Origin of the sequence: Pararoseomonas sp. SCSIO 73927 (genome assembly GCF_037040815.1) — a bacterium.
Taxonomy (GTDB): domain Bacteria; phylum Pseudomonadota; class Alphaproteobacteria; order Acetobacterales; family Acetobacteraceae; genus Roseomonas.
Window position 1 is genome coordinate 3,922,161 of record NZ_CP146232.1, and the last position, 23,297, is coordinate 3,945,457.

General features: G+C 71.8%; 25 protein-coding genes. 11 read left to right on the forward strand and 14 right to left on the reverse strand.

The features are described from left to right. The first annotated feature begins 100 nt into the window (after positions 1-100). Positions 101-1,288 carry a radical SAM/SPASM domain-containing protein gene (locus VQH23_RS18475; RefSeq protein ID WP_338662195.1) on the forward strand — a complete coding sequence of 396 codons (1,188 nt, stop codon included), beginning with the start codon at positions 101-103 and terminating at the stop codon, positions 1,286-1,288. Positions 1,289-1,292: 4 nt separating this feature from the next. Here VQH23_RS18475 and VQH23_RS18480 read toward each other — a convergent pair whose 3' ends face one another. Further along, the gene (locus tag VQH23_RS18480) at positions 1,293-1,745 is read right to left on the reverse strand and encodes a thioesterase family protein (RefSeq protein WP_338662196.1); all 453 of its coding nucleotides are present in this window, start codon (positions 1,743-1,745) and stop codon (positions 1,293-1,295) included. A 130-nt stretch (positions 1,746-1,875) separates the two neighbouring features. On the opposite strand from VQH23_RS18480, the gene minC reads away from it, so the two are divergent. The 4 genes from minC to VQH23_RS18500 all read left to right on the forward strand — a co-directional run bounded on the left by minC (position 1,876) and on the right by VQH23_RS18500 (position 5,602). After that, positions 1,876-2,616 carry a septum site-determining protein MinC gene (minC, locus tag VQH23_RS18485; RefSeq protein ID WP_338662197.1) on the forward strand — a complete coding sequence of 247 codons (741 nt, stop codon included), beginning with the start codon at positions 1,876-1,878 and terminating at the stop codon, positions 2,614-2,616. A 111-nt stretch (positions 2,617-2,727) separates the two neighbouring features. After that, positions 2,728-3,546: a septum site-determining protein MinD gene (gene minD / locus VQH23_RS18490; RefSeq protein WP_338662198.1), complete on the forward strand. Its 819-nt coding sequence runs from the start codon at positions 2,728-2,730 to the stop codon at positions 3,544-3,546. After that, entirely contained in the window at positions 3,543-3,827 is a 285-nt protein-coding gene (minE, locus tag VQH23_RS18495) for a cell division topological specificity factor MinE (protein ID WP_338662199.1), read from the forward strand. The genes minD and minE overlap by 4 nt, the downstream gene beginning before the upstream one ends. Before the next feature lie 74 nt (positions 3,828-3,901). Continuing rightward, positions 3,902-5,602, forward strand: a complete 1,701-nt coding sequence (locus tag VQH23_RS18500) for an EAL domain-containing protein (RefSeq protein WP_338662200.1) — start codon at positions 3,902-3,904, stop codon at positions 5,600-5,602. Positions 5,603-5,629: 27 nt separating this feature from the next. Here VQH23_RS18500 and VQH23_RS18505 read toward each other — a convergent pair whose 3' ends face one another. Together VQH23_RS18505 and VQH23_RS18510 are read right to left on the reverse strand one after the other, a co-directional pair. Further along, on the reverse strand, positions 5,630-6,349 hold the full coding sequence (locus VQH23_RS18505; RefSeq protein WP_338662201.1) for a DUF1028 domain-containing protein: 720 nt from the start codon (positions 6,347-6,349) through the stop codon (positions 5,630-5,632). Between the two features lie 28 nt (positions 6,350-6,377). Beyond that, positions 6,378-7,865: a hypothetical protein gene (locus VQH23_RS18510; protein ID WP_338662202.1), complete on the reverse strand. Its 1,488-nt coding sequence runs from the start codon at positions 7,863-7,865 to the stop codon at positions 6,378-6,380. 187 nt (positions 7,866-8,052) lie between these two features. Here VQH23_RS18510 and VQH23_RS18515 point away from each other — a divergent pair, with 187 nt between their 5' ends. From VQH23_RS18515 to VQH23_RS18525, 3 genes are all read left to right on the forward strand, one after another. After that, on the forward strand, positions 8,053-8,280 hold the full coding sequence (locus tag VQH23_RS18515; protein WP_338662203.1) for a hypothetical protein: 228 nt from the start codon (positions 8,053-8,055) through the stop codon (positions 8,278-8,280). 64 nt (positions 8,281-8,344) lie between these two features. Next, positions 8,345-9,850 (forward strand): L,D-transpeptidase family protein, encoded by a 1,506-nt coding sequence (locus tag VQH23_RS18520; protein ID WP_338662204.1) that lies wholly within the window; start codon positions 8,345-8,347, stop codon positions 9,848-9,850. Between the two features lie 11 nt (positions 9,851-9,861). Next, positions 9,862-10,449 (forward strand): DUF882 domain-containing protein, encoded by a 588-nt coding sequence (locus tag VQH23_RS18525; RefSeq protein ID WP_338662205.1) that lies wholly within the window; start codon positions 9,862-9,864, stop codon positions 10,447-10,449. Between the two features lie 52 nt (positions 10,450-10,501). Here VQH23_RS18525 and VQH23_RS18530 read toward each other — a convergent pair whose 3' ends face one another. Continuing rightward, the gene (locus VQH23_RS18530; RefSeq protein ID WP_338662206.1) at positions 10,502-10,948 is read right to left on the reverse strand and encodes a hypothetical protein; all 447 of its coding nucleotides are present in this window, start codon (positions 10,946-10,948) and stop codon (positions 10,502-10,504) included. Positions 10,949-11,094: 146 nt separating this feature from the next. Between VQH23_RS18530 and VQH23_RS18535 the strand changes: the two genes are divergently transcribed. The 3 genes from VQH23_RS18535 to VQH23_RS18545 are packed head-to-tail and all read left to right on the forward strand — an operon-like array spanning position 11,095 to position 14,447. Next, positions 11,095-12,264 carry a multidrug effflux MFS transporter gene (locus tag VQH23_RS18535; protein WP_338662207.1) on the forward strand — a complete coding sequence of 390 codons (1,170 nt, stop codon included), beginning with the start codon at positions 11,095-11,097 and terminating at the stop codon, positions 12,262-12,264. A 51-nt stretch (positions 12,265-12,315) separates the two neighbouring features. After that, positions 12,316-13,950 carry a peptide chain release factor 3 gene (locus VQH23_RS18540; RefSeq protein WP_338662208.1) on the forward strand — a complete coding sequence of 545 codons (1,635 nt, stop codon included), beginning with the start codon at positions 12,316-12,318 and terminating at the stop codon, positions 13,948-13,950. Further along, a complete protein-coding gene (locus tag VQH23_RS18545) occupies positions 13,947-14,447 on the forward strand; it encodes a hypothetical protein (protein ID WP_338662209.1) in 501 nt (166 codons plus the stop codon). The genes VQH23_RS18540 and VQH23_RS18545 overlap by 4 nt, the downstream gene beginning before the upstream one ends. Here VQH23_RS18545 and VQH23_RS18550 read toward each other — a convergent pair. The 10 genes from VQH23_RS18550 to VQH23_RS18595 all read right to left on the reverse strand — a co-directional run bounded on the left by VQH23_RS18550 (position 14,431) and on the right by VQH23_RS18595 (position 23,224). Further along, positions 14,431-15,108, reverse strand: coding sequence for a DUF599 domain-containing protein (locus VQH23_RS18550; protein WP_338662210.1), 678 nt, complete (start codon positions 15,106-15,108; stop codon positions 14,431-14,433). The genes VQH23_RS18545 and VQH23_RS18550 overlap by 17 nt on opposite strands. An 80-nt stretch (positions 15,109-15,188) precedes the next feature. Further along, positions 15,189-16,403 carry an NADP-dependent isocitrate dehydrogenase gene (locus VQH23_RS18555; RefSeq protein WP_338662211.1) on the reverse strand — a complete coding sequence of 405 codons (1,215 nt, stop codon included), beginning with the start codon at positions 16,401-16,403 and terminating at the stop codon, positions 15,189-15,191. A gap of 360 nt (positions 16,404-16,763) precedes the next feature. Further along, positions 16,764-17,366 carry a cytochrome b gene (locus VQH23_RS18560; RefSeq protein WP_338662212.1) on the reverse strand — a complete coding sequence of 201 codons (603 nt, stop codon included), beginning with the start codon at positions 17,364-17,366 and terminating at the stop codon, positions 16,764-16,766. Between the two features lie 86 nt (positions 17,367-17,452). After that, a complete protein-coding gene (locus VQH23_RS18565) occupies positions 17,453-17,854 on the reverse strand; it encodes a RidA family protein (RefSeq protein ID WP_338662213.1) in 402 nt (133 codons plus the stop codon). Next, positions 17,851-18,336 (reverse strand): thioesterase family protein, encoded by a 486-nt coding sequence (locus VQH23_RS18570; RefSeq protein WP_338662214.1) that lies wholly within the window; start codon positions 18,334-18,336, stop codon positions 17,851-17,853. The genes VQH23_RS18565 and VQH23_RS18570 overlap by 4 nt, the downstream gene beginning before the upstream one ends. Further along, on the reverse strand, positions 18,333-19,991 hold the full coding sequence (locus tag VQH23_RS18575; RefSeq protein ID WP_338662215.1) for an AMP-binding protein: 1,659 nt from the start codon (positions 19,989-19,991) through the stop codon (positions 18,333-18,335). The genes VQH23_RS18570 and VQH23_RS18575 overlap by 4 nt, the downstream gene beginning before the upstream one ends. Next, on the reverse strand, positions 19,973-21,169 hold the full coding sequence (locus VQH23_RS18580) for an acyl-CoA dehydrogenase family protein (protein ID WP_338662216.1): 1,197 nt from the start codon (positions 21,167-21,169) through the stop codon (positions 19,973-19,975). The genes VQH23_RS18575 and VQH23_RS18580 overlap by 19 nt, the downstream gene beginning before the upstream one ends. Further along, positions 21,169-21,978 (reverse strand): enoyl-CoA hydratase family protein, encoded by an 810-nt coding sequence (locus VQH23_RS18585; RefSeq protein WP_338662217.1) that lies wholly within the window; start codon positions 21,976-21,978, stop codon positions 21,169-21,171. The genes VQH23_RS18580 and VQH23_RS18585 overlap by 1 nt, the downstream gene beginning before the upstream one ends. Beyond that, positions 21,975-22,475 carry a MarR family transcriptional regulator gene (locus tag VQH23_RS18590; protein WP_338662218.1) on the reverse strand — a complete coding sequence of 167 codons (501 nt, stop codon included), beginning with the start codon at positions 22,473-22,475 and terminating at the stop codon, positions 21,975-21,977. Before VQH23_RS18590 ends, VQH23_RS18585 begins: the two co-directional genes overlap by 4 nt. Further along, positions 22,472-23,224, reverse strand: a complete 753-nt coding sequence (locus tag VQH23_RS18595; RefSeq protein ID WP_338662219.1) for an SDR family oxidoreductase — start codon at positions 23,222-23,224, stop codon at positions 22,472-22,474. Before VQH23_RS18595 ends, VQH23_RS18590 begins: the two co-directional genes overlap by 4 nt. Between the last annotated feature and the right edge of the window lie 73 nt (positions 23,225-23,297).

Sequence of the window (23,297 nt, forward strand, 5' to 3'; positions counted from 1 at the left end):
TTTCCGCGTGACCCCCGCCGGGCATCCGGGCTAGAGGGTCCGGCCCTCCGCCCGCCCCTTCTGCCCGCCCCTTCTGGCCGCCTGCGACTGACGGACCCCTATGCCCTCCATCGAGACCCAGGTCGTCGAGCACCTTTACCGGTCGCTTCTCGGGCGCGAGCCCGACGAGGGGGCGGCCGTGAACTGCGCCGCCCACCTCGCCTCCGGCGGTACGGTGGAGGAGCTGCGGGCGATGATCACCGGGTCCGAGGAGTACCGGGTCCGGCAACGGCCGAAGAGCGACCACCCGCTGGCCCATATCGGGGCGGTCTGGCGGGAGGAGAACCTCTCCTACTTCACCCATCGCGGGCGCTACCGGCCGCTGAGCCTCACCATCGAGACGGTGAACATCTGCAACAACGATTGCGTGATCTGCCCCTACTCCGCGCAAACGCGGCGCAAGCAGGCCATGCCGATGGACCTCTTCGCCCGCGTCGTGGACGGGTACACGGAAATCGGCGGCGGGCCGGTGGGGCTGACCCCGATGGTGGGGGAGATCCTGCTGGACAAGCTGCTGCTGGAGCGGCTGAAGATGCTGCGCGCCGCGCCCGCGGTCACGGCCGTGTCCGCCATCAGCAACGCCAGCATGGCGCACCTCTACACCGACGCGGAGCTGGCAGAGATCCTGTCGCATTTCGACCGGCTGGCGATCTCCATCTACGGTCTGGACGCCGAGGAGTTCCGGCTGATGGCCCGCAAGGACGGCTACGACCGCTTCCGGGCGGGGCTGGTCCGCATCCTCGCCATCATGGGCCCGGAGCGGGTGACGCTCGGGGCGCGGCAGCTGAGGCGGCGGCCGGCGGCGGAGGTGGAGGAGTGGGGCGCGGCGGTGGCGCGCGACGCCGGGGTGGATCCGGCCGCGGTGACCGTCCACACGACCAGCACCTACGCAAACTGGGGGGTCTTCGACACCGGCAAGCCCCTGCCGATGGACGCGGAATGGCTGCCGGTGCGGCAGAACACCGCGCAGTGCGCGCTGCCGCTGATCAGCCTGCAAATCCTCTCGGACGGGACGGTCTCCTTCTGCGGCTGCGCCAATTTCGACGGCACCTCCGAGCTGAACCTCGGGAATGTCAGGGACATCTCGCTGCGCGACCTCCTGGGGAGCGAGCGGGTGCGGCGGCTGTGGAACTGGGACGAGTTCGGCATCCCCGACTTCTGCAAGAGCTGCAGCTTCCACATGCCCGTGCAGGCCCTGGCCGGCCTGCCATCCGCCTTCCCCGAGCCGCTCCGCACCTTCGGCGGCTGACGCCTCAGCCCACGAGCAGCGGCGCCACCGCATCCCGCAGCGCCGGCGGCAGCGGCGTGGGCCGGGTCTGGGTGGCGCGGTCCACGTAGACATGGACGAAGTGGCCCTCGGCGCTCGCCTCGTCCTCCTCGTTGCGGAAAATGCCGATCTCGTAGCGGACCGAGGTGTTGCCGATCCGGGCCACGCGCAGCCCGGCGGTGACGAGGTCGGGAAAGGAGATCGGGGCGAGGTAGCGGCAGCCCGTCTCCACGACTACGCCGATCAGGGGGGAGGTCTTCAGGTCGATGGCCCCGGAGGCCAGGAGGAAGCGGGACACCACCGTGTCGAAGAAGGAGTAGTAGGTCACGTTGTTCACGTGGGCGTAGGCGTCGTTGTCGCCCCAGCGGGTCGGGATTTCCAGGAAGTGCCGAAAATCGGCGCGTTTCGGGCGGTTTCTCTCGCGTGGCGCGGCGCTCATGCCGGGTTCCTGTGTCCAGGGGGTCGCGCCCCAGGGTTCCCGCAGGCCGGATCGCGCGCAAGGCTTCGCCTCCCGGACACTTCCCTGTAATGTGAGCGGCGAACCGCTTCCCAGGACCTTCTCCACCCGCATGTCCTCCCCCGCGTCCGAAGCCCGACTGGAGCCGTTCCGGCTTCGCGGGGGCAATTTCAACCTGCTGGTGCTGCGGCTGCTCGACCCTCGGGTGGAGGTGATCGTGCCCGCTCTGGCGGACCAGTTCCGCCGCGCCCCGGGCTTTCTACGGAACGCGCCCATCGTGCTGGGGCTGGACGACCTGGACCCCGCGGCGGTGCCGGATTTCGGCCACCTGATCGCCCAGCTTCGCAACGTCCACATCGCCCCGATCGGCACGACGGGCGGCGCGACGGACGTGAAGGCCGCGGCCCAAGCTGCCGGGCTGCCGCCCCTGCGCGCCGCCGGGGCGGAGCTGCCCGTGGCCGCGCCGGCCGCGGCCCCCGCCCCCGAACCGGCGGCGGAGATGCCGCCCCCGCCCTCGGACTGGCAGCCGACCATGGTGGTGGACCAGGCCGTGCGGGCCGGGCAGCGGATCTGGGCCCAGGGCTGCGACCTGATCGTGCGCGGCACGGTGAACCCGGGTGCCGAGGTGATCGCGGATGGCAACGTCCACGTCTACGGCGCCCTGAAGGGCCGGGCCATCGCGGGCGGGGCGGAGAACCTTTCCGCCCGGATCTTCGCCCTGAACTTCGAGCCGGAGCTGGTCTCCATCGCCGGCTATTATGCAGTGCGGGACGGGCTGGGGGATGCCCCGCTGGGAAAGGCCGTGCAGGTCTGCCTCATCGGCGAGAGCATGCGGTTCGACCGGCTGGGCTAGGTTGAGGGCCGGGATTCCCCTTCCAGGGGCAGGGCCGGCCATGCGAAGGAAGCAACGTTTCGCCGGCCCGCGAGGGGGCGGACGGCGGGGCAGGGGGTTGGAGAAGAGCGCATGGCGCAGGTGATCGTGGTGACTTCGGGCAAGGGGGGCGTGGGCAAGACCACCTCCTCGGCCGCCTTTGCGACCGGGCTGGCGCAGGCCGGCAAGAAGACCGTGGTGATCGACTTCGACGTGGGCCTGCGGAACCTCGACCTCATCATGGGGGTGGAGCGCCGGGTGGTGTTCGACATCGTCAACGTCATCACCGGCGAGGCGAAGCTCAGCCAGGCGCTGATCCGGGACAAGCGGGTGGAATCCCTCTCCATCCTTCCTGCCAGCCAGACACGGGACAAGGACGCGCTGACGAAGGAGGGCGTGGCCACCATCATCGAGGAGCTGTCGAAGGAGTTCGACTACATCCTCTGCGACAGCCCGGCCGGGATCGAGAAGGGCGCGCTGCTGGCCCTGTATTTCGCGGATCAGGCGATCGTGGTGACGAACCCTGAAGTCTCCTCCGTCCGCGACAGCGACCGCATCCTCGGCGTGCTCCAGTCCCGCTCGAAGCGGGCCGAGGACAAGAAGGAGCCGGTGAAGGAGCACCTCCTCGTCACGCGCTACGATCCGGCGCGGGTGGAGAAGGGCGAGATGCTGAAGCTGGAGGACATCCAGGAGATCCTGCGCATCCCCCTGCTCGGCGTGGTGCCGGAGAGCGAGAGCGTGCTCAAGGCCTCCAACACCGGCAATCCCGTGATCATGGACGCCGAATCCTCCGCCGGGCAGGCCTACAAGGACGCGGTGGCGCGCTTCCTAGGCGAGGACCGGCCGATGCGCTTCACGGACGCGGAGAAGAAGGGCTTCCTCTCCCGGCTGTTCGGCGGGAGGGCGGCATGAGCTGGCTGAAGCTGTTCCGCGGCAAGCAGGCGGAGATGCCGCAGACGGCGGCCGCGGCGAAGGAGCGGCTGCAGATCGTGCTGGCGCACGAGCGGATCGGCCGCAAGGGCGACGACTTCCTGCCGAAGCTCCAGAAGGAGATCGTCGAGCTGGTGGCGAAGCACGTCTCCATCGACCCGGGGCGGGTGAACATCTCGCTCGAGCGGGGCGGGGATCTTTCCACCCTCGCCATCGCCGTGGAGCTGCCCGGTCCGGCGGAGCCGGCGCGCCGGGCCTCCTGAGCGGCGCGGCTTAACCCGGGATAAAGGACGCCCGCGCCATCCTCCCGCCCTGACCGGAACGGGAATCGGGGTGGATGGCAAGGCGGTTCTTCCCGCAGCAGGGCCTGCGGTCGCGGCTGATCCTCCTCTCGGCCGCGCCCTCGTTCCTCTGCCTCGTCGTCACCGTGGCGGTGCTCCTTCTCCCCGCCGAGACGGCCGCGCCCACCGGCGACGCCACCGGGAGCGCTCTGGGCCTCGTGGCCCCATCCTTCGCCGCGATCTTCCTGGTCGGGACGGCGTATGCCGCCGCAGCGGCGCGGCGGCTCGGCGGGATGCTGACCGGGCTGACGGAGGCGCTGCGCCGCCTGGGCCGCGGCGACCTGACCGTCCCCATACCGCCGCCGCCGCGCGGCGCGCCGCGGGAGGTCGCCGAGCTGACGGACGCCTGCATTCAGTTCCGGGATGCTTCGGCCGAGCGGAGCCGGCTCTCCGAGCGGCTGCGCTGGCTTGCGAACTTCGACGGACTGACGGGGCTGCCGAACCGCGCCCTGCTGGGGGATCGGCTGGAGCTGGCCTTCGCAGCAGCCCGGCGGGACGGCACGCACCTGACGGTGCTCGCCATGGATCTCGACCACTTCAAGGAGGTGAACGACGCGCTCGGCCACGCCGCGGGGGACGAGGTGTTGCGGGTGGTCGCGGGCCGGCTGCGGGACTGCCTGCGCGCGACGGACACGCTGGCGCGGGTGGGCGGGGACGAGTTCGTGCTCGTCGCCCCCGACCTCGGCCGGCCGGAGGCGCTGAGCGCCTTCGCCGCCCGGCTCCTGGCGGCGATGGAGGAGCCGGTGCTGCTGGGGGCGGAGTTCCGGGCGGTCGGGCTCTCCATCGGCGCGGCGGTACTGGCGCCCGGCTCCTTCGACGGGCGGCCCGAGGCCCTTCTGCAGGACGCAGACCTGGCACTGTACCAGGCGAAGGCGGAGGGCGGGTCCTGCTTGCGGGTTTTCGAGCCGGAGATGGACGAGCGGCTGCGGACGCGGCGCCTGCTCGTCGCCGACCTGCGGAACGCGATGGCGCGGCAGGAGCTGACAATCCTGTTCCAGCCGCAGGTCTCCACGGCAACGCGGCGCATCAAGGGGGCGGAGGCGCTGCTGCGCTGGCATCACCCGCAGCGCGGCATGATCTCGCCGGACGTCTTCATCCCCATGGCGGAGGAGACGGGGCTGATCGTGCCGATCGGCGCCTGGGTGCTGGAGCAGGCCTGCCAGGTGGCGCGGGGCTGGGGCGGGCTGAACCTGGCAGTGAACGTTTCGGCGATCCAGGTGCGGCAGGCGAGCTTCGTGGCGACGGTGGAGGGCGCCCTGGCCCGGTCCGGCCTGCCGCCCGCGCAGCTGGAGCTGGAGATCACGGAGGCCGCGATGCTGGCCAACAGCGCGGAGACGCTGGGCATCCTCTCGCGCCTGCGCTCCCTCGGCGTGCGGCTGGCGATGGATGATTTCGGGACCGGCTACTCCTCGCTCGCCACGCTGCAGCGCTTCCGCTTCGACAAGATCAAGGTGGACCGGTCCTTCATCCGGCACATCGCGATGGACGCCAAGGCGGTGGCGCTGCTTCGGGCCGTGATCGCGCTGGGCAGCGCCCTGGACGTGACGACGAATGCCGAGGGGGTGGAGGATGAGGGACAGCTCTCCATGCTGCGGGCGGAGGGCTGCGAGGAGGCGCAGGGCTTCCTCTTCGGCCGGCCGATGGCGGCGGCGGATTTCCAGGCCCTGGTCGGCCGGCAGGATGCCCGTGCTGCCTGACGGGCCTCCCTGAAGTCGGCCTGAGCGCTACCGGCGGAAGCGCAGGTCCATGCCGGCGGCCCTCCAGGCGGCCTCGGTGGCATCCATGTCGACGACTCCGGAGGGATTCCCCTTCCGGGGCTGGCGGTCCAGGTAGGGCGCGCGGTCCCGGCGCCAGATGGCGAGGAGTCGGGAGAGCTCCTTCAGCGGCTCCGGGTGGTCGTCCACCCGGATGTCGAGGTCCGGGAAATCCTCGGTGGTGACGAGGCGCATGGCGGCGGATTGCCGGCCGCGGCGGTCGCCCCCGGCGGCCTCGCCGGCCTCCAGCGCCAGGGCGAGCCGTTCCGGCAGCGGCGTCCCACCGTTGATGGCGAGGGCCGCGAGAGTGTCGTGCAGCACGGCGGGGCCGGCGAGCATATTTCCGGCCACGGACTGGTTCCGGCCCGTGCGGTCCCCGGCCCAGTCCACGCAGTTCGCGCCGGTGAAGGCGGCGCTGCGGCCGAACCGGTCCACGGCGTGGACCTGGCGGAGGTGGCGGCCCTCGTCCCCGGCCAGCGCGCCCTCGATCGCGGCGGCGGGCGGGAGACCGCGCGCCATCCCGTCCAGCACGGCGGGGCCGAGATAGCGGTTGGTGAAGGACTGGGTGGAGACCGCCCCCACCCCGGCCCGGAGGTGGGGGCAGGAGGCGCCGACGGCGAAGCTGCAGGTCGTCACGGCCACCGCGAAGGCGCCGTTCTCCGGCTCGTGGATGACGATGGACCAGGTCATGCGGCCCTGGGTTCCGGGCGGGCGGGGCTCACGGCTTGCGGGCAAGGAAGAGGAGCCAGGCGGCGTGGCGCGGGTCCATGGTTCCGGCCGCTTCCTCGAGGATGGCGGCGGCGGGGTCGCCGGCCGCCAGGCCGGGCGGCGGCGCGTCCGAGGTCGCGCGCCAGGGGTCGAGGGCGTGACCTTCCAGCCGCTGGATGACGAGGCCGGCCGCGTGAAGGGCGCCGCGGATCGCCGATGCCGACAGGCCCCCTTGGCCGGGGCGCCCGAGGGCGGCGGCGAGCCGCCGACCGAGCGATTCGGCGTTCTCGGCGACGAGGAGGAGCACGCCGCCGTGGCGGAGAAGGCGCGCCGCCTCCGCGGCCGTCCCGGCTAGAGAGGCTTCGTCCGGGTTCAGCAGCGCGAGGTCGAAGCAGGCAGCCGGTTGATCTTCCCCGCCCGAGATGAGGGCGGAGGGGGCCAGGGCGGCGTCCGCGAGGACCGGGGCTTCCCCGCCGAGGGCGGCGACGCGGCGGCCGGCCCCGGCCCCTAGCAGCGCGGCGATGCGGGCGGGCAGGGTGCCGGCCTGGCCCCGCTGTGCCGGCGCCTCGGCGGATGACGGCCGAGGGGGCGCAATGGGCAGGGATTGCGGTTCCGGTAGCGGGGGCGCTGTCCGAATCGGCGCGGCCTGCAGGACGGCGGCAGCGGCGCTTCCCGGAACGGGCGCGGGAGCCGAGGCGGGTGACGGCAGGGGCGGTGCCGCGAAGAGGGCGGGCGGGACGGGCAGCGCGCCAGCCGGGGCGGCTGCGGGGCGGGGCGCCTCAGGCGGCGTGCCGGCCGGTTCGGGCGGCGGGACGAAGAGGCGAGGTGGCTCGGGCGTCGGGGCGGCGGGTGGGACGAAGAGGCGGGGCGGCTCGGGCAGGGCGGCGGCTGGCGGGACGAAGAGGCGAGGCGCCTCGGGCGCGGCCGTGCCGGGGCGGGGGAAGGGAAACGCCGGACGGTCCGGCCGGGCGGGTGCGGGCACCTGCAACGCGAGGGCCTCGGGCGGCAGGCTGGCGCGCGGCGTGTCCGGGCTCTGGGGCGGCGTCAGGGGCAGCATCGCGGCCTCCGGCGCGGCCGGACCCCGGGGGTTGCTCGCCTCCACCAAGCCGGGGTTGGGGAACTGGGCCGAGGCGCCCGGGGCGGTGTAGATGGCGGCGCCGTCGGCCAGGGCGCGTACGGCGGGGGCGTTCCGCATATCCGCCAGCCCGAAGGTCGGGCGGCGGGCGAAGATCACGTAGCCGTCATTGGCGAAGACCGGGGTGGTCTCCGCAAGAAGGCGGCGAAGAAGGCCCGAGGGGAGGTCTGCTGCGGCCGTGGTGCGGATCACCGCCCAGTCCGGCAGCGCCTCCGGGTCCGGGGCGGAGAGGGCGCCGGCCAGGTGGGCGAAGCTATCGGGCGCGATCACCCGTCCGCCCGGTGGAATCCGGCCCTCGAGGAAGCGGGCGGCGCCGGCCCAGGCCGGGTCGGCGGCGTCGTCGGCGGAAGGGGTCTGCGACATGCCCGCAGGGTCGCTTCCCCGGCCGCCGGGATCAAGCCGGGCGGAAGGCCGGGACGGTCCTGAAAACCGGGCAGGCCTGCCACGTTCCAGTCATCGAACGGAACGGAGCCGTCGCCCGGCCCCTTCCGGAACATGATGATCGTGGAACGGCACCCAGCCGGTTCTCAGATAATGCCAGGAGGGCTCCATGCCGAGCGATCCCATCCGTTCCAGCGCCGGCCTGCGCGACCAGGCGGCCGCGAGTCCGGACTCCGCCGCCCCGGCCGGGATGGCCGAGGCCCGGCACCCCTCGCCCCGGCCAATTGCTCACGCCGAGGAGGCGGAGGCGGGCCGGAGCGAGTGGTGGTCGCTGATCAGGGCGGTCCTGATCGGCGCGGTGGTGCTGATGCTGATCGGCTGGCTGATCTCGGGCTGAGTAACAGGCCGCGTTACCCGATTCGGCTTTGCAGCCCGGGGTGACGGGCGGTATGCGTCCGCGCATGCGAAGACGCGATGTGCTCTCCGGCCTCTCGGCCGGCCTGCTTCCGGCCGTGGCGCGGGCGCAGGGAGGAGGGGCGGCGGGACCGGGGCCGCAGAGCTGGGACTCGGTGTTCCGCCTCGCCGCCCGGCTGCGCAGGCTGGGGCAGGACGGGCTGGACCCGGCCGGCTACGCCGTGCCGCCGGACGCGCAGGGAGCCTCGGAGCCGGCCGCCTTTCACGCGGCCGTCTACCAGGCCGCGAACGCGGCGCTGGGGGATCTCGTGCTCGGCCGCCTGCGGCAGCCCGCCGGACGGGCCGACATCCTGCGCGACCCGGCGACGGATTTCGCGCGCTGGCAGGCCGAGCTGGTAGGGCTGCCCGAGCCGGCGGCGCTGATCGAGCGCGCGGCGAACCTGCCGGAGGGCGCGGCCGCGCTGCGGGCGGAGCTGGCGAAGGCGGCCGGGCTGGCCGCCTCCGGCGGCTGGGCGACGATTCCCGTGGGCGAGGGCACGCTGGATCCCGGCACCACCGACGCCGCGCGCATCCCCGCGCTGCGGGCCCGGCTGAGGGCCGAGGACCCGGTGCTGGCCGCCGCGCCGGATGGCGGCGCTGCCTATGATCCCCCGCTGGAGGCGGCCGTCCGGCGGTGGCAGGCGGCGAGCGGGCTGGAGGTGGACGGGCGCGTCGGCCCGATCAGCCTCGGCCTGCTGAACCGCCCGGCCTCGGCCCGCGCGGCGCAGCTCCGCGTGGCGCTCGACATGCGGCGCAACGCGCTGAGGCCCGGCGAGGAGCGGCGGATCGAGGTGAACATCCCCGACTACGTCCTGCTGGTGCAGGAGGGCGAGCGGGTGCTGATGCGGATGAACGTGATCGTCGGCAAGCCGGCGCGGGCCACGCCGCCCATGCGCGCGAGGCTGACGACGGTGCAGTTCAATCCCACATGGGGCGTGCCCGAGCGCAACGCGCGCGAGGACCTTCTGCCCCGCTTCCGCCGCGACCCGGCGGGAATGACCGCCAAGGGCTTCCGCCTCTACAGCGTGGTGGGCGGAGAGCGCGTGGAGGTCGACCCCGCCACCGTGGACTGGTCCGCCGTGCGGGCGGACCGCTTCCCCTACCTCATTCGTCAGGACGCCGGGGACGAGAACGCCCTCGGCCGGATCAAATTCATCATGCCGAACTCCGACGACATCTACCTGCACGACACGCCCGACCGCCGGCTCTTCGGCCGTCCGGACCGGGCCTTCTCCTCGGGCTGCATCCGGCTGGCCCTGCCGGACGATCTTCTCCTCCTCGTGCTGGACGGGACGGGGTGGGACATGGCGCGGGCGCAGCGCGCCTATGCCAGCGGGCAGACCCAGTCCGTGGGGCTGCGGCGCCCGCTGCCAGTCCGGCTGCATTATACGACCGTGACCGTCGAGGGCGGGCGCGCGAAGGTCCGGCCCGACATCTACGGGCTGGACGCCGCCTACGCGCGGGAGATGGAGCGGGGCGGGCTGCGGGTCGCGGCCGCGGGTGCGGCGCGGTGAGCGCGCGGGGAATGAGTGCGGGCTGGAACGGCCGCCGGCCGCACGCGCCGGAATGCCCCTGCTGCGAGGACCGGCGGCTGGGGCGGCGCAACCTGATCGCGGCCGGGGCCGGGCTGCTGGCCTGCGCCGCCCTGCCGGGCGGGGCGGAGGCGCAGGCGGTGCGCGGGACGCGACGCATCAGCGTGCAGCGCGCCTATACCGGGGACGGCTTCACCGGCGTGTACTTCCAGGACGGGCGCTACGTGACCGAGGCGCTGCGAAGGCTGGACTGGGTCTTCCGCGACATCAACCGCGAGGAGGTGACGCCGATGGATCCGCGCCTCTTCGACGTGATGAACGCCGTGGCGGCGCGCATGGAGGCCAACGAGGCCTTCCAGGTGATCAGTGGCTACCGCACGCCGGAGACGAACTCGCGCCTTCCCGGGCGGGTCTCGACCGTCTCCCTCCACATGTCCGGCATGGCTGGGGACATGCGGCTGCCCGGGCGGGATTCCTACGGCATGGCGCGGCTCGCGGCCTCGCTGGGACTGGGCGGCGTCGGGCTCTACCGGCGGGACGGCTTCGTGCACCTGGATTGCGGGCAGTCCCGCCGCTGGTAGGGCGGGAACGGCGCGGATCGGAGGGGCCGGGGAGGGAACTCCCCGGCCTTTTTCATGAGGTGGCGCGGAGAGGGTTGGCGAGCAGCAGGCCGCCGCGCCGGAGGATCAGCCCCAGGGCGAGGGCCGGGCCCAGGGCGGCGTAGGCCGATGCCGGCGGCGCGAGGCGGAGGAGGACGGCCAGCGCCTCCCGCCGGGTGGCGCGCTGCGCGAGGCCGATGGCCATGAGGAGCGAGCCTTCCGCCGGGGTGAGGCGCGGGCAGAGGCGGCACCCCAGGGCGCCCGGGCAGGCAAGGGCGCGCAGAAGCGCGTCCAGCGCCGGTGCGGCTTCCGCCAGCCCCTCGGTCGCCAGTGGCAGGCGCAGGGCGGCGAGGGGGGAGCCGCCCGTCCGGGTGGCCTCCACCCAGCCGCGCACGGCGTCCAGCAGCACGGCCTCCGCGGGCGGCAGGTCTTCGGGCGCGGCGTCCGCGAGGGGCCAGCTGGGCAGTCCGCGAGTGGCCATGGGGTATCTCCCGCCGTTGCTTCCCGCAGGCTGCCTGGAATGATAATCGTTCGCAAGTTCCTTCTGACAGGTGATCCGCGGGATTAGCGCTTCCCATTCCGCCTGCTGCGGCGCAGCAAGGGCGAGTCACAGCGACGCAGGACCCAATGCCGCCCTGGCTTCCCTTGCTGCTCGGCTTTCTCACGGCCATCAACCCGATCTCGACCGACATGTACCTGCCGGGCTTCCCGCAGATTGAGGCGGAGTTCGGCACCGGCGGGGGCGGGGCGCAGGTGACGCTGGCCACCTGGTTCGTCGGGCTTGCGGTGGGGCAGGTGACGCAGGGCACCCTGTCCGATCGGTTCGGCCGGCGCGGCCCGCTGATCGTCGGGACGGCGGTCTACACCCTGGCGACCGTGGGCTGTGCGCTGGCGCCGAGCATGGGGTGGCTAGCGGCCTTCCGCTTCCTGGAGGCCTTCGGAGCCTCCGCCAGTTCCGTGATCCCGCGCGCGGTGGTGCGGGACAAGGTGACGGGGCTGGAGGCGGCGCGGATCATGTCCCGCCTCATCCTCGTCATGGGGGCGGCGCCGATCCTCGCGCCCTCCCTCGGCGGATTGCTGCTGGAAGTGGCGGATTGGCGGGCGATCTTCTGGGTGATGGCGGGCTACGGGGCAGTCTCCGGCCTGCTGGTCTGGTGGCTGCTGCCGGACACGCTGCCGCCGGAGCGCCGGCTGCAACTCGGCTTCGGCGCGCTGATGCGGAACTACGGGCGGGTGCTGGTGGAGCCGGTCTTCCTGACCCACGCGCTGATGGGGGCGGCGGTGATGTTTTCCATGTTCGCCTACATCAGCGGCGCGCCGGCCGTTTACATCGAGTATTTCCGGATGGAGCCCGGGCGCTTCGCGATCCTGTTCGGGCTCGGCGCGGCGGGGTTCATCGGCGGGGCGCAGCTGAATCCCTGGCTGGTCGGGCGCTTCGGGGCGGGCCGGGTGCTGACGGCGGGGGCGCTGGGCTTCCTGGCCTCGACCCTCGCGCTGACGTTGCTGGCCTGGACGGGTCGGGGCGGGCTCTGGGGGTTCTTCTTCCCTGTCTTCGGCATGCTGGCGGCCGGCAGCCTGATCATGCCGAATTCCGCCGTCGGCGGGCTGGCGCGGCACGGGCAGCGGGCGGGCACGGCCTCTGCCCTGCTGGGAACCTTGCAGTTCGCGGTGGCGGCGCTGGGGAGCGTGGCGGTCGGGCACTTCGCGGACGGCACGCCGCGCCCGGTGGCGGCGGTGATCCTCCTCGGGGCGGTGCTGACGGTGGCGCTGGACGCGCTGCGGCGCCGGCACGGCTGAGGCGCCGTATCGGTTGTTGCGCCGGGTGGCCAACGCGGCCAGATACGGCGCATGGATCAGATCGCCCCCGATGCCGCCGGGATTGGCCACAACCGCCCGCCTGAGGCCCAGAGCCAGGTTGCCCAGGAAGCCGCCCGCCGGCGCGCCTTCGCCATCATCGCGCACCCGGATGCTGGCAAGACCACGCTGACGGAGAAGCTGCTGCTGCGCGGCGGCGCCATCCAGCTGGCCGGGCAGGTGCGCGCCAAAGGCGACCGGCGGCGCACCCGGTCCGACTGGATGAAGATCGAGCAGGACCGCGGCATCTCGGTTGCCACCTCCGTCATGACCTTCGAGCGGGACGGGGTGGTGTTCAACCTGCTGGACACGCCGGGCCACGAGGACTTCTCGGAGGACACCTACCGCACGCTGACGGCGGTGGACGCGGCGGTGATGGTGATCGACGCGGCCAAGGGGATCGAGGCGCAGACGCGCAAGCTGTTCGAGGTGTGCCGGCTGCGCGACATCCCCATCATCACCTTCATCAACAAGATGGACCGGGAGAGCCGGGACGTCTTCGAGCTGCTGGACGAGATCGAGAAGACGCTGGCCCTGGACGTGACGCCGGCGGCCTGGCCGGTGGGGGCAGGGCGCGGGTTCCTCGGCACCTACGACATGCTGGAGCCGGCGCTGCATCTGCTGGCGGAAGGATCGGGAGCGGTGAAGCTCTCCGGCCTGGATGATCCGAAGATCGACGAGATGGTGCCGGCGTCCGAGGTGGAGGCGCTGCGCGAGGGGGCGGAGCTGGCCTCCGCCTTCCCGAGCTTCGACATCGAGGCGTTCCGGCAGGGGACGATGACGCCGGTGTATTTCGGCTCGGCGCTGCGGGATTTCGGGATCGGGCACCTGCTGGAGGGGCTGGCGCGCTTCGCGCCGCAGCCGGGCGCGCGGCCGGCCGATACGCGGCGCGTGCAGCCGGATGAGGCGGCGCTGACGGGCTTCGTCTTCAAGATCCAGGCGAACATGGACCCGAACCACCGGGACCGCGTGGCCTTCCTGCGGATCTGCTCCGGCAGGCTGGAGAAGGGGATGCGGCTGCGCCAGACCCGCACGGGCAAGCAGGTGCCGGTCAACGCGCCGCTGTTCTTCTTCGCGCAGGACCGGCAGGTGGCGCAGGAGGCTTGGCCGGGCGACGTGGTGGGGATTGCCAACCACGGCATCCTGCGGATCGGCGACACGCTGACCGAGGGCGAGGCGCTGAACTTCCGGGGCGTGCCGAGCTTCGCGCCGGAGTTGCTGCGCCGCGTGATGATCGAGGACGCGATGGTCGGCAAGAAGCTCCGCACGGCGCTGGAGCAGCTGGCCGAGGAGGGGGTGGTGCAGTTGTTCCGCCCGCTGGACGGCACGCCGCCGGTGGTGGGCGTGGTGGGCGCACTGCAGCTGGACGTGCTGGCGGAGCGGCTGAAGGCGGAATACGCCGTGCCCAGCCGCTACGAGGCGACGCCCTGGGGGATGATGCGCTGGGTCGTATCGGACGATAAGGCGGCGATGGAGCGGTTCCGCCAGTCCGCGCCGCACGACACGGCGGAGGATCACGACGGCGCGCTGGTGGCGTTCTTCACCTCCGACTGGCGGCGGAACCGGGCGGAGGAGGAGTGGCCGATGCTGAAGTTCCTAAAGCTGCGGGAGCAGCACGCGGCGGCGTGAAGGCGCATACGCTTTTCCTCGACCTGGACGGCGTGCTGGCGGACTTCGACCGGGGTGTGGAGGTCGTGACCGGCAGGCGGCCGGAGGAGCTGCCACTGAAGAGAATGTGGGCGGCGCTGTCGAAGGCGCCCGCCTTCTTCGAAACATTGGAGTTCATGCACGACGCGGAGGCGTTGTGGCGCTTCTGCGAGCCGCACCGCCCGACGATCCTGACTGGGCTGCCCCTGGGTTCCTGGGCGCCTGTGCAGAAAAAGCAGTGGGTGGCGCGGATGCTCGGCGCGCGTGTGCCGGTGATCACCTGCATGAGCCGCGAGAAGCCGCGCTGGTCCGGGCCCGGGCATGTCCTGGTGGATGACCGTGCCTCCGCGCGGGAGGGGTGGGAGGCGAAGGGCGGCATCTTCGTGCACCACGTCTCGGCGGAGCGGTCCATCGCGGCACTGCGAGAGCTGGGCTTCGACGGCTCCCCTGATGGGGAAGGGCTCAGCCTCCGGCGGTGAGGGCGGCCTGGACGGCGGAGCGGAACTCCCGCCGGTGCAGTTCGTGCACCACCCAGAGGGAGGCAAGCATGAAGGCGAAGGGGTGGACCATCCAGGCAAGGACCGCGAGGCCGAAGTAGTAGGCGCGCAGCCCCGTGTTGAAGTGGCGGGCGGCGCGATTCACCACCTCCGCCGCGATCTCGGCGGCGGGGATGGCGGCGGGGGTGCGGCCGAAGCCGCCGATGAGGATGGAGCCGTAGTTGAACTGGCGCAGCGCCCAGGTCAGCTCGAAGAAGGCGCGCACGAAGATGACGAGGAGGAGCAGGACCCGCGCCTCCCACCCGCCCTCGGTCGGGGTCTGCGCGAAGGGGACGGAGCCGAGGACGCGCTGGCCGACCTCCGGCGAGGCGAGCAGCGCCATGGCGCCGCCGATGATGAAGATGCAGGTGTTGGCGAGGAAGGAGGTGGAGGACATGAGGTTGCCGACGATGCCGACATCGGCGATTCGGTTGTCCCGCGGCACCGCGGCCACCAGCCAGCGGCGCCGGTGCTCGTTCATCGCGTGGATGACGCTGCGGCGGTGGATGGAGGGCACGCGGTCGACGACCGTGGCGTAGCCGGTCCAGCAGAGCGCGAAGACGGCGAGCGCCAGGAAGTCGAGCGGGGTGAGGAAGCCGGGCATTGTATGGCCTGCCTGGAAAAGGGAAGGGGCGGGGCCTCTCGGCGCCCGCCCCCTGCCAGGTCAACGCGTGCGCGCGGGGTTCAGCCGCGGGCCTTCTTCAGGTTCTCGTCCAGCTTGTCGAGGAAGGCCTGGGTGTTGAGCCAGGGCTGATCCTTGCCGATGAGGATGGCGAGGTCCTTCGTCATGTGGCCGCTCTCGACGGTCTCGATGCAGACCTTCTCCAGGGCGTTGGCGAACTCCACCACATCGGGCGTGTCGTCGAACTTGCCGCGATAGGCCAGGCCGCGGGTCCAGGCGAAGATGGAGGCGATCGGGTTGGTGGAGGTCTCCCGGCCCTTCTGGTGCTCGCGGTAGTGGCGCGTCACCGTGCCGTGCGCGGCCTCGGACTCCACCGTGTTGCCGTCCGGGGAGAGGAGGACGGAGGTCATCAGGCCGAGCGAGCCGAAGCCCTGGGCCACGATGTCGGACTCCACGTCGCCGTCGTAGTTCTTGCAGGCCCAGACGTAGCCGCCTTCCCACTTCAGGGCGGAGGCGACCATGTCGTCGATCAGGCGGTCCTCGTAGGTCAGGCCGCGCTTCTCGTACTCGGCCTTGAACTCCTCGTCGTAGATCTTGCGGAAGATGTCCTTGAAGGTCCCGTCATAGGCCTTGAGGATCGTGTTCTTGTGGCTGAAGTAGACCGAGAAGTTGCGCTGCAGGCCGTAGTTCAGCGAGGCGCGGGCGAAGCCCTCGATCGACTTGTTGAGGTTGTGGATCATCATCGCGACGCCGCCGGTGGCGGGCATCGGGAACTCGCCGATCTCCTGCGGCTCACCGCCCTCCGGCACGTAGGTCATCTTGACCTTGCCGGCGCCGGGGACCTTCATCTCGACCGAGCGGTAGATGTCGCCATAGGCGTGGCGGCCGACGACGATGGGCTTGGACCAGTGCGGCACCAGGCGGGGCACGTTCTGGCAGATGATCGGCTCGCGGAAGATGGTGCCGTCCAGGATGTTGCGGATGGTCCCGTTCGGGGACTTCCACATCTTCTTCAGGCCGAACTCCTTCACGCGGGCCTCGTCCGGCGTGATGGTCGCGCACTTGATGCCCACGCCGTACTGCTTCGTGGCGTTCGCGGCATCGACCGTGACCTGGTCGTCGGTCTGATCGCGGTACTCGATGCCGAGGTCGTAGTACTTCAGGTCGACGTCGAGGTAGGGGAGGATCAGCTTCTCCTTGATGAAGCCCCAGATGATCCGGGTCATCTCATCCCCGTCCATCTCGACGACTGGGGTCTTCACCTTGATCTTGGCCATTCCGATCCTCGTGCGGTCAGGGGCGGGCCGGGCCCGCCGGTCTTAGAACCATGGGCCGGGGGTGGCCCCCCCGGCGGCGGGCGGACATTCGCACCGGGGGCGGGACCGTTCAAGGCGGGGGCGGGGTTTTCGGTGCGCGGCGCGGCACCAGATGGGGCTGAGAGCCGGAAGCGAGCCCAGAGGTGAACCCAGAGGTGACCATGGAACCGATCCGCGAGTGCCCGCATTGCGGGGAGCCGACCGTGCCGAACCGGCTGGGGGACGGGGGCCTCGTCTGTTCCTGCGCCGCGGAGCGGGAACTGCCCGGGCCGAGGCCGGTGGGCGGTGCGCCGCAGCCGGAGGGTACCCGGGCCGATGGGCTCAGCGCCGGGCCGCCGCGGCGCCCGTCGCGCTGAGGGTGGGTGCCGGCGCCCCCAGGCGGCCGGCCATGCGCGGCAGCACGTCGTGGCCCCGTGCGAAGCGGTGGATAAGGACCATCCCCACGTGCCCGGCCACCACGGCGAGCAGGAACCAGCCCAGCTCGCCATGGGCGGCGTTCCCTGCTTCCACCAGCGCCGGGATCTTCGCCTCCCGCGCGTCCCAGAGAGGAAGGCCGAAAGGGGCGAAGGCTCGGCCGGACCCGTACTGCCGCAGAAGGGCAAGGCTGGGGACGGCGATCATCAGGGCGTAGATCGCGAGATGGCCGAGCCGTGCGGCCCATCCCAGAAGGCCCGGGCCGTGTGGCGGGCGGTGCCGCGCGCTGAACAGCCCCCAGGCGCCGCGCAGGAGGACGAGCACGAAGAGCAGCGTGCCGACCCCGTAATGCGTGCCGACGAAAAAGGAGGAGAGGGGATGACGGCCCAGGGCCAGTTTGATCCCCATCCCCGCGAACTGCCAGGCGAAGAGGGCCGCCATGCCCCAGTGCAGCGCCCGGCTGACGAGGCCGTAGCGGTCCGGTGAGTCGAAGAGGGGACCTCGGGACACCGGCGACTCTCCATGGGGCCGAGACATGGAGGCGATGTTAGCCCGGCGCCTGCCGCGCCGCACCGCCATCCTTGTTCTGAAGCGTTTCAGTCCGGGATGATCGCCGTGGCCTCGATCTCCAGCCGCGCCTCGGGCTCGGCCAGCGCCACCACCTGCACCAGCGCCATGGCCGGGAAGTTCCGGCCCATCACGGCGCGGTAGGCACGGCCGAGATCGGGCAGGCAGCCCCGGTACTCCTCCATGTCCACCACGTACCAGGTGAGGCGGCCGATATGCTCCGGGCCGGCGCCGGCCTCCTGCAGCACGGCGAGGATGTTCCGCAGGGCCCTCTCCGTCTGGGCCACGAAGCCCTGGGCGAAGCGCCCCGCCTCGTCCCAGCCGACCTGGCCGCCGACGAGCACCACCCGGCCGCGGCCGGCCATGCCGTTCGAATAGCCCTTCGGGGCGGGCCAGCCGGGGGGCTGGAGGTTCTGGAGCGGGGCGCTCATGCCGGGATCTCCTGGCCTGCCATGGGGCCGCACTCCAGCTGGTAGCGCAGCAGGGCGGCGCGCAGCTCGGGCGGGACGGGGGTGCTGGTGCGGGTGGCGAGGTGGTTGGTGGCGGTGACGAGGTCCAGCCGGGCCAGCTCCTCCTCCCCGCGGTGGACGTGCATGTCGAGCGCGTAGGAGGCGTTGCCGAGGCGGCGGAGCAGCGGCGTCAGCAGCACTTCGTCCCCCATCATGGCCGGGCGCATGAACTCTCCGCCGGCATGGACGAAGCCGGTGCCGATGCCGCGCTCCGCGTGCAGGGCGTGGAAATCGATCCCGAGGCGCAGGCGGAACAGGTCCTCCACCGCCGCGCTCGCCATGATGAACCAGTTCGGGAAGAAGAGGATCCCGGCCGGGTCGCAATCGCCGAAGCGCACGCGGAAGGGCGCGCGGAAGGCGGACCGGGGCAGCGAGGAGGCCAGGACCGGCTCGGGGCGGCTCATCCGGCCGCCATCTTCCGCAGGGCGAAGCGCTGGAGCTTGCCGGACTCGGTGCGCGGCATGGCCTCCAGGAACTCGATGGCGCGCGGGGACTTGAAGGGCGCGATCTCGGCCTTCACGTGGTCCTGCAAGGCCTTCGCGAGCGCGTCGCTCGGCAGGTGCTCGGGTTTCAGGGAGACGTAGGCCTTCACGATCTGGCCGCCCTTGCCGTCCGGCGCGGCCACCACGCCGCATTCCCGCACGGCGGGGTGGGTGAGGAGGGCGCCCTCCACCTCCGGGCCCGCGATGTTGTAGCCGGCGGCGATGATCATGTCGTCGCCGCGGCCCTGGTAGCGGAAGAAGCCGTCCTCCTCCTGCACGTAGACGTCGCCAGGGATGTTCCAGCCGTGGCGGACGTAGTCGGTCTGCCGGGGGTCGTCGAGGTAGCGGCAGCCGATAGGACCGCGCACCGCCAGCCAGCCGGCCGTGCTGCGGGGAACCTCGTTCCCGTCGTCATCGACTACCTTCGCCTGGTAGCCGGGGACGGGAAGGCCGGTATAGCCGGGGCGCAGCGTCTCCTCCGGCGCGGCGAGGTAGATGTGCAGCATCTCCGTTCCGCCAATGCCGTCCATGAGGCGGAGGCCGGTTGCCTTCTCCCAGGCGTCGAAGATGGCCTTGGGCAGGGTCTCCCCGGCGGAGACGCACTTGCGGAGGGAGGAGAGATCGAAGGCGTCGGCCTTCTGCGCCATCACGCGGTAGGCGGTGGGGGCGGTGAAGCAGACCGTGGCGCGGTACTTCTCGATCGCCTGCAGCAACTCGTCCGGCCCCGCCTTCTCCAGCACGATGCCGGTGGCGCCGATACGGAAGGGGAAGAGGGCAAGGCCGCCGAGGCCGAAGGTGAAGGCGAGGGGGGCGGAGCCGATGAACCGGTCGGACGGCTCGGCGCGGAGGACGTGGCGCGCGTAGCCGTCGCAGATGATCAGCATGTCCCGGTGGAAGTGCATCGTCCCCTTCGGCCTGCCCGTGGTGCCGGAGGTGAAGCTGATGAGGCAGACATCGTCCGCCGCCGTGTCGCAGGCGGTGAAGTCCGGCGAGGCGGCTTCGCAGCGGGCCTCGAGGTCGCCGCTCCCCCAGTAGACGAGGTGCCGGAGATGGCTCGCCTCGGTCGCGGCCTTCTCCATTTCCTCCCGCAGCTTGACGTCGCAGAGGGCGTGGGTGATCCGCGCCTTCTCCAGCATCTGGCCCAACTCCTTCGCGCGGAGGAGGGGCATGGTGGCGACGACCACGCCGCCCGCCTTCAGCACGGCGAGGTAGGTTGCGACCATCCAGTTGTTGTTTGCGCTGCGGAGCATGACGCGGTTGCCCGGCACCATGCCGAGGTCCCGCACCAGCACGTTGCAGATGCGGTTCACCCGGTCCAGCAGATCCGCGTAGGTGAGCGTCTCCTCCGGGGAGATGAGGGCAATGCTATCGCCGCGGCCCTCCTCCACGTTGCGATCCAGGAACTCCGCCGCGCAGTTCAGGCGGTGCGGGTACTTGTAGTCGTCCAACTCGAAGGAGAGCTCGGGCCAGAGGTGGCGCGGGGGTAGGTTGTCCCGCGGAAAGGTGTCGGTGTGCCCGCTCGGGGCGAAGTCCGGTGTGGCGCCGGAGAACTCGGCCACTACGATCTCGGTTTGCATGGGGACGTTTCCTCGGACCGTGCGCGCTCGGCGCGGGCGATGTCGCGCTCGGAGCGCGCGATAATGATCCGTTGAACTTCGCTGGCGCCCTCGTAGACGCGCAGCGCGCGAACCTCCCGATAAAGCTTTTCTGCGGGGTGGTCGCGGACGACGCCGTGCCCCCCGTGTATTTGCACGCAGCGATCGGCCACGCGCTGCGCGGCCTCCGTGGCGTGGAGCTTGGCCATGGACGCCTCTCGCGAGACGCGGGGCGTGCCGGAATCCTTGAGCCAGGCGGCGCGGTAGACGAGGAGGGCGGAGGTCTCCACGTCCACGGCGCTCTCGGCGATGGCCGCCTGGGTCATCCCCTGCTCGAAGAGCGGGCCGCCGAAAAGATGGCGGCTGCCCGCGCGCGCCACGGTGAGGTCCAGGGCGTGGCGGGCAAAGCCGAGGGCGGCGGCGCCGACGGTCGCGCGGAACACGTCCAGCGTGGCCATGGCGACCTTGAAGCCGTCGCCGGGCGCGCCGAGGCGATGGCTGTCCGGCACGCGCATGCCCTCGAAGCGCAGCGTGGCGAGGGGGTGGGGGGCGGAGACCTCGATGCGCTCGGCGATGTGAAGACCGGGCGTGTCGGCGGGGACCAGGAACGCGGTGAGGCCCTTGGCGCCGGCCGCCTCGCCGCTGCGGGCAAAGACGACGTAGGTGGCGGCGATGCCGCCGTTGCTGATCCAGGTCTTGGTGCCGTCGATGACCCAGTCGTCGCCGTCCCGGCGCGCGATGGTGGCGAGGGCCGAGACGTCGGAACCGGCCTCGGGCTCGCTGAGGGCGAAGGCGGCCAGGGCGGTGCCGGCGCGAGCGGCGGGGAGATAGCGGGCCTTCAGCTCATCGCTGCCGAAGAGGGTAAGGGAGCCGGTGCCCAGCCCCTGCATGGCGAAGGCGAAGTCCGCCAGGCCGGAGAAGCGGGCCAGCGTCTCCCGAGCGATGCAGAGGGCGCGGACATCCAGCCTGCCGTTCTCCGGCACGGCCATGCGGAGCAGCCCGGCCTCGCCCATGGCGCGGGCGAGGTTGCGGCAGGCCTCGTCCGTACCGCCTTCGGACAGGCGCTCGGCGTTGGCGGCAGCCCATTCCTCCACCTCTGCCGCCCATTCCCTGTGGCGAGGTTCGAGGAAGGGCCAGTTCAGGAAGTCGCGGTCAGCCATCAGTCGCCCTCGAACACCGGGCGGCGCTTGGCGGCGAATGCCTCGTAGGCGCGGCGGAAATCCTTTGTCGTCATGCAGAGGGCCTGGGCGACGGCCTCGGCCTCGATCGCCTGCTCCACTGACATGGACCACTCCATGGCGAGCATCCGTTTTGTCATGGCGTTGGCGAAGCCGGGGCCTTCCGTGATCTGGCGGGCGAGGTCGGCAGCGGTCTCCGTTAGTGCGTCCGGCTCGACGGCGCGGGAGAAGAATCCCCAGTCCAGTCCTTCCTGCGCGCTCATCGAGCGACCGGTGTAGAGGAGCTCAGAGGCGCGGCCCTGGCCGATGATGCGGGGCAGGATGGCGCAAGCGCCCATGTCGCAGCCGGCGAGGCCAACGCGGTTGAAGAGGAAGGCGACCTTCGCGCGCGGGGTCGCGATGCGGATGTCGGAGGCCATGGCGATGATGGCGCCGGCCCCGGCCGCGATGCCGTCCACGGCGGAGAGGATGGGCTGCGGGCAGGCGCGCATGGCCTTCACGAGGTCGCCCGTCATGGCCGTGAACCTCATTAGGCCCTTGGTGTCGCGGTCCAGCAGCGGGCCGATGATCTCGTGCACGTCGCCGCCGGAGCAGAAATTGCCGCCGGCGCCGGAGACGACGAAAGCCCCCACGCTGTCGTCCTGCACCGCTTCCCGGAACAGGCGGACGAGCTCGGCGTAGGATTCAAAGGTCAGCGGGTTCTTCCGCTCCGGCCGATCCAGCAGGATGGAGGCGACCTTGCCCTCCACCGTCAGCCGTACGTGCTGCGCGTTGAAGTCCTTCAGGCTCATGCGCCTGCCTCCGAGATGGCGGCGCGCACGCCGCGGCGGGTACGGTCCAGCAGGCGCAGCAGCGCGGCGCGATCCGTGGCGGAAAGGCCGCCGAGGAGTTCCGCCACCCAGTCCTCGTGCGCCTCCGTCTGCCGGGCGAACTCGCGGCGGCCTTGCGGGGTCAGGCGCAGCGTGACGGCGCGGCGGTCCTGCTCCACGACGCGGCGTTCGATCAGCCCTTCCTCCTCCAGCCGCGCGGCGAGGCCGGTGACGTTGCCGCCCGTGACCATCATGCGGCGGCTGATCTCGCCGGGGGTCAGGCCGTCCTCGGCGCGCTCCAGCTGGGCGAGGAAGTCGAAGCGGGGGAGGGTGGTGTCGAAGTTGGCGCGCAGGCGGCGGCGGATCTCGGCCTCGATCAGGCGGGCGCAGGAGAGCATGCGGAGCCAGAGGCGGAGATTGTCCTTGTGGCCGGCAGGGGCATCGGCGAGTGCGGTCTCGGCGTCTATGTGGGGGCTCACGGGACTTCGCCCCCATCGACGGCCAGGGCGCGGCCGTTCACGGCGCTGGCTGCGTCGCTACAAAGGAAAAGGACGGCGGCGGCCACCTCCTCCGGCTGCACCAGGCGGCCCTGGGGGTTGTGCCTCGCCAGTTCCGCGCGGGCCTCGGCCTCGCTGCGGCCGGTCTTGGACACGATGCGGGCGACGCTCTCGGCCACGATGTCGGTTTCCGTGAAGCCGGGGCAGACGGCATTCACGGTCACGCCCTTGGCGGCCACTTCCAGCGCCAGGGCGCGCGTGAGGCCGAGGACGGCGTGCTTGGAGGCGACGTAGGCCGAGACGTAGGGGTAGCCGCGCATGGCCGCGGTAGAGGCGATGTTCACCACCCGCCCCCAGCCCCCGCCCAGCATGCCGGGCAGGGCGGCGCGGGTGGCGGAAACCGCGCCGAGCAGGTTCACCCGCAGCATCCGTTCCCAGAGGGGGGCGTCGGTCTTCAGGAAGGGGGCGCTCTCGGCGGCGCCGGCCGCGTTGACGAGGATGGCCGGGGAACCCGCGCGGGCGATGGCGGCGGCCATGGCGCCCTCCGCTGTCACGTCCGCCACCTCGAAGCCCGCGGCCTTGCCGGCGGCCAGGGCGGCCCGCAACGGCCCTTCCCGCCGGCCGAGGACGGTTACGCAGGCGCCGGCGGCGGTCAGCGCGGCCGCGACGGCAAGGCCGATGCCCGTGCCGCCCCCCGTGACCATCGCGTGCCGACCGGTGATGCCGTCCATGATGCTTGAAGCCTAAAATGTTTTCCCGGCGGCCCGCAAGCGTGTTGAAAGCGCCAATAGTTGAAGCCTAAAT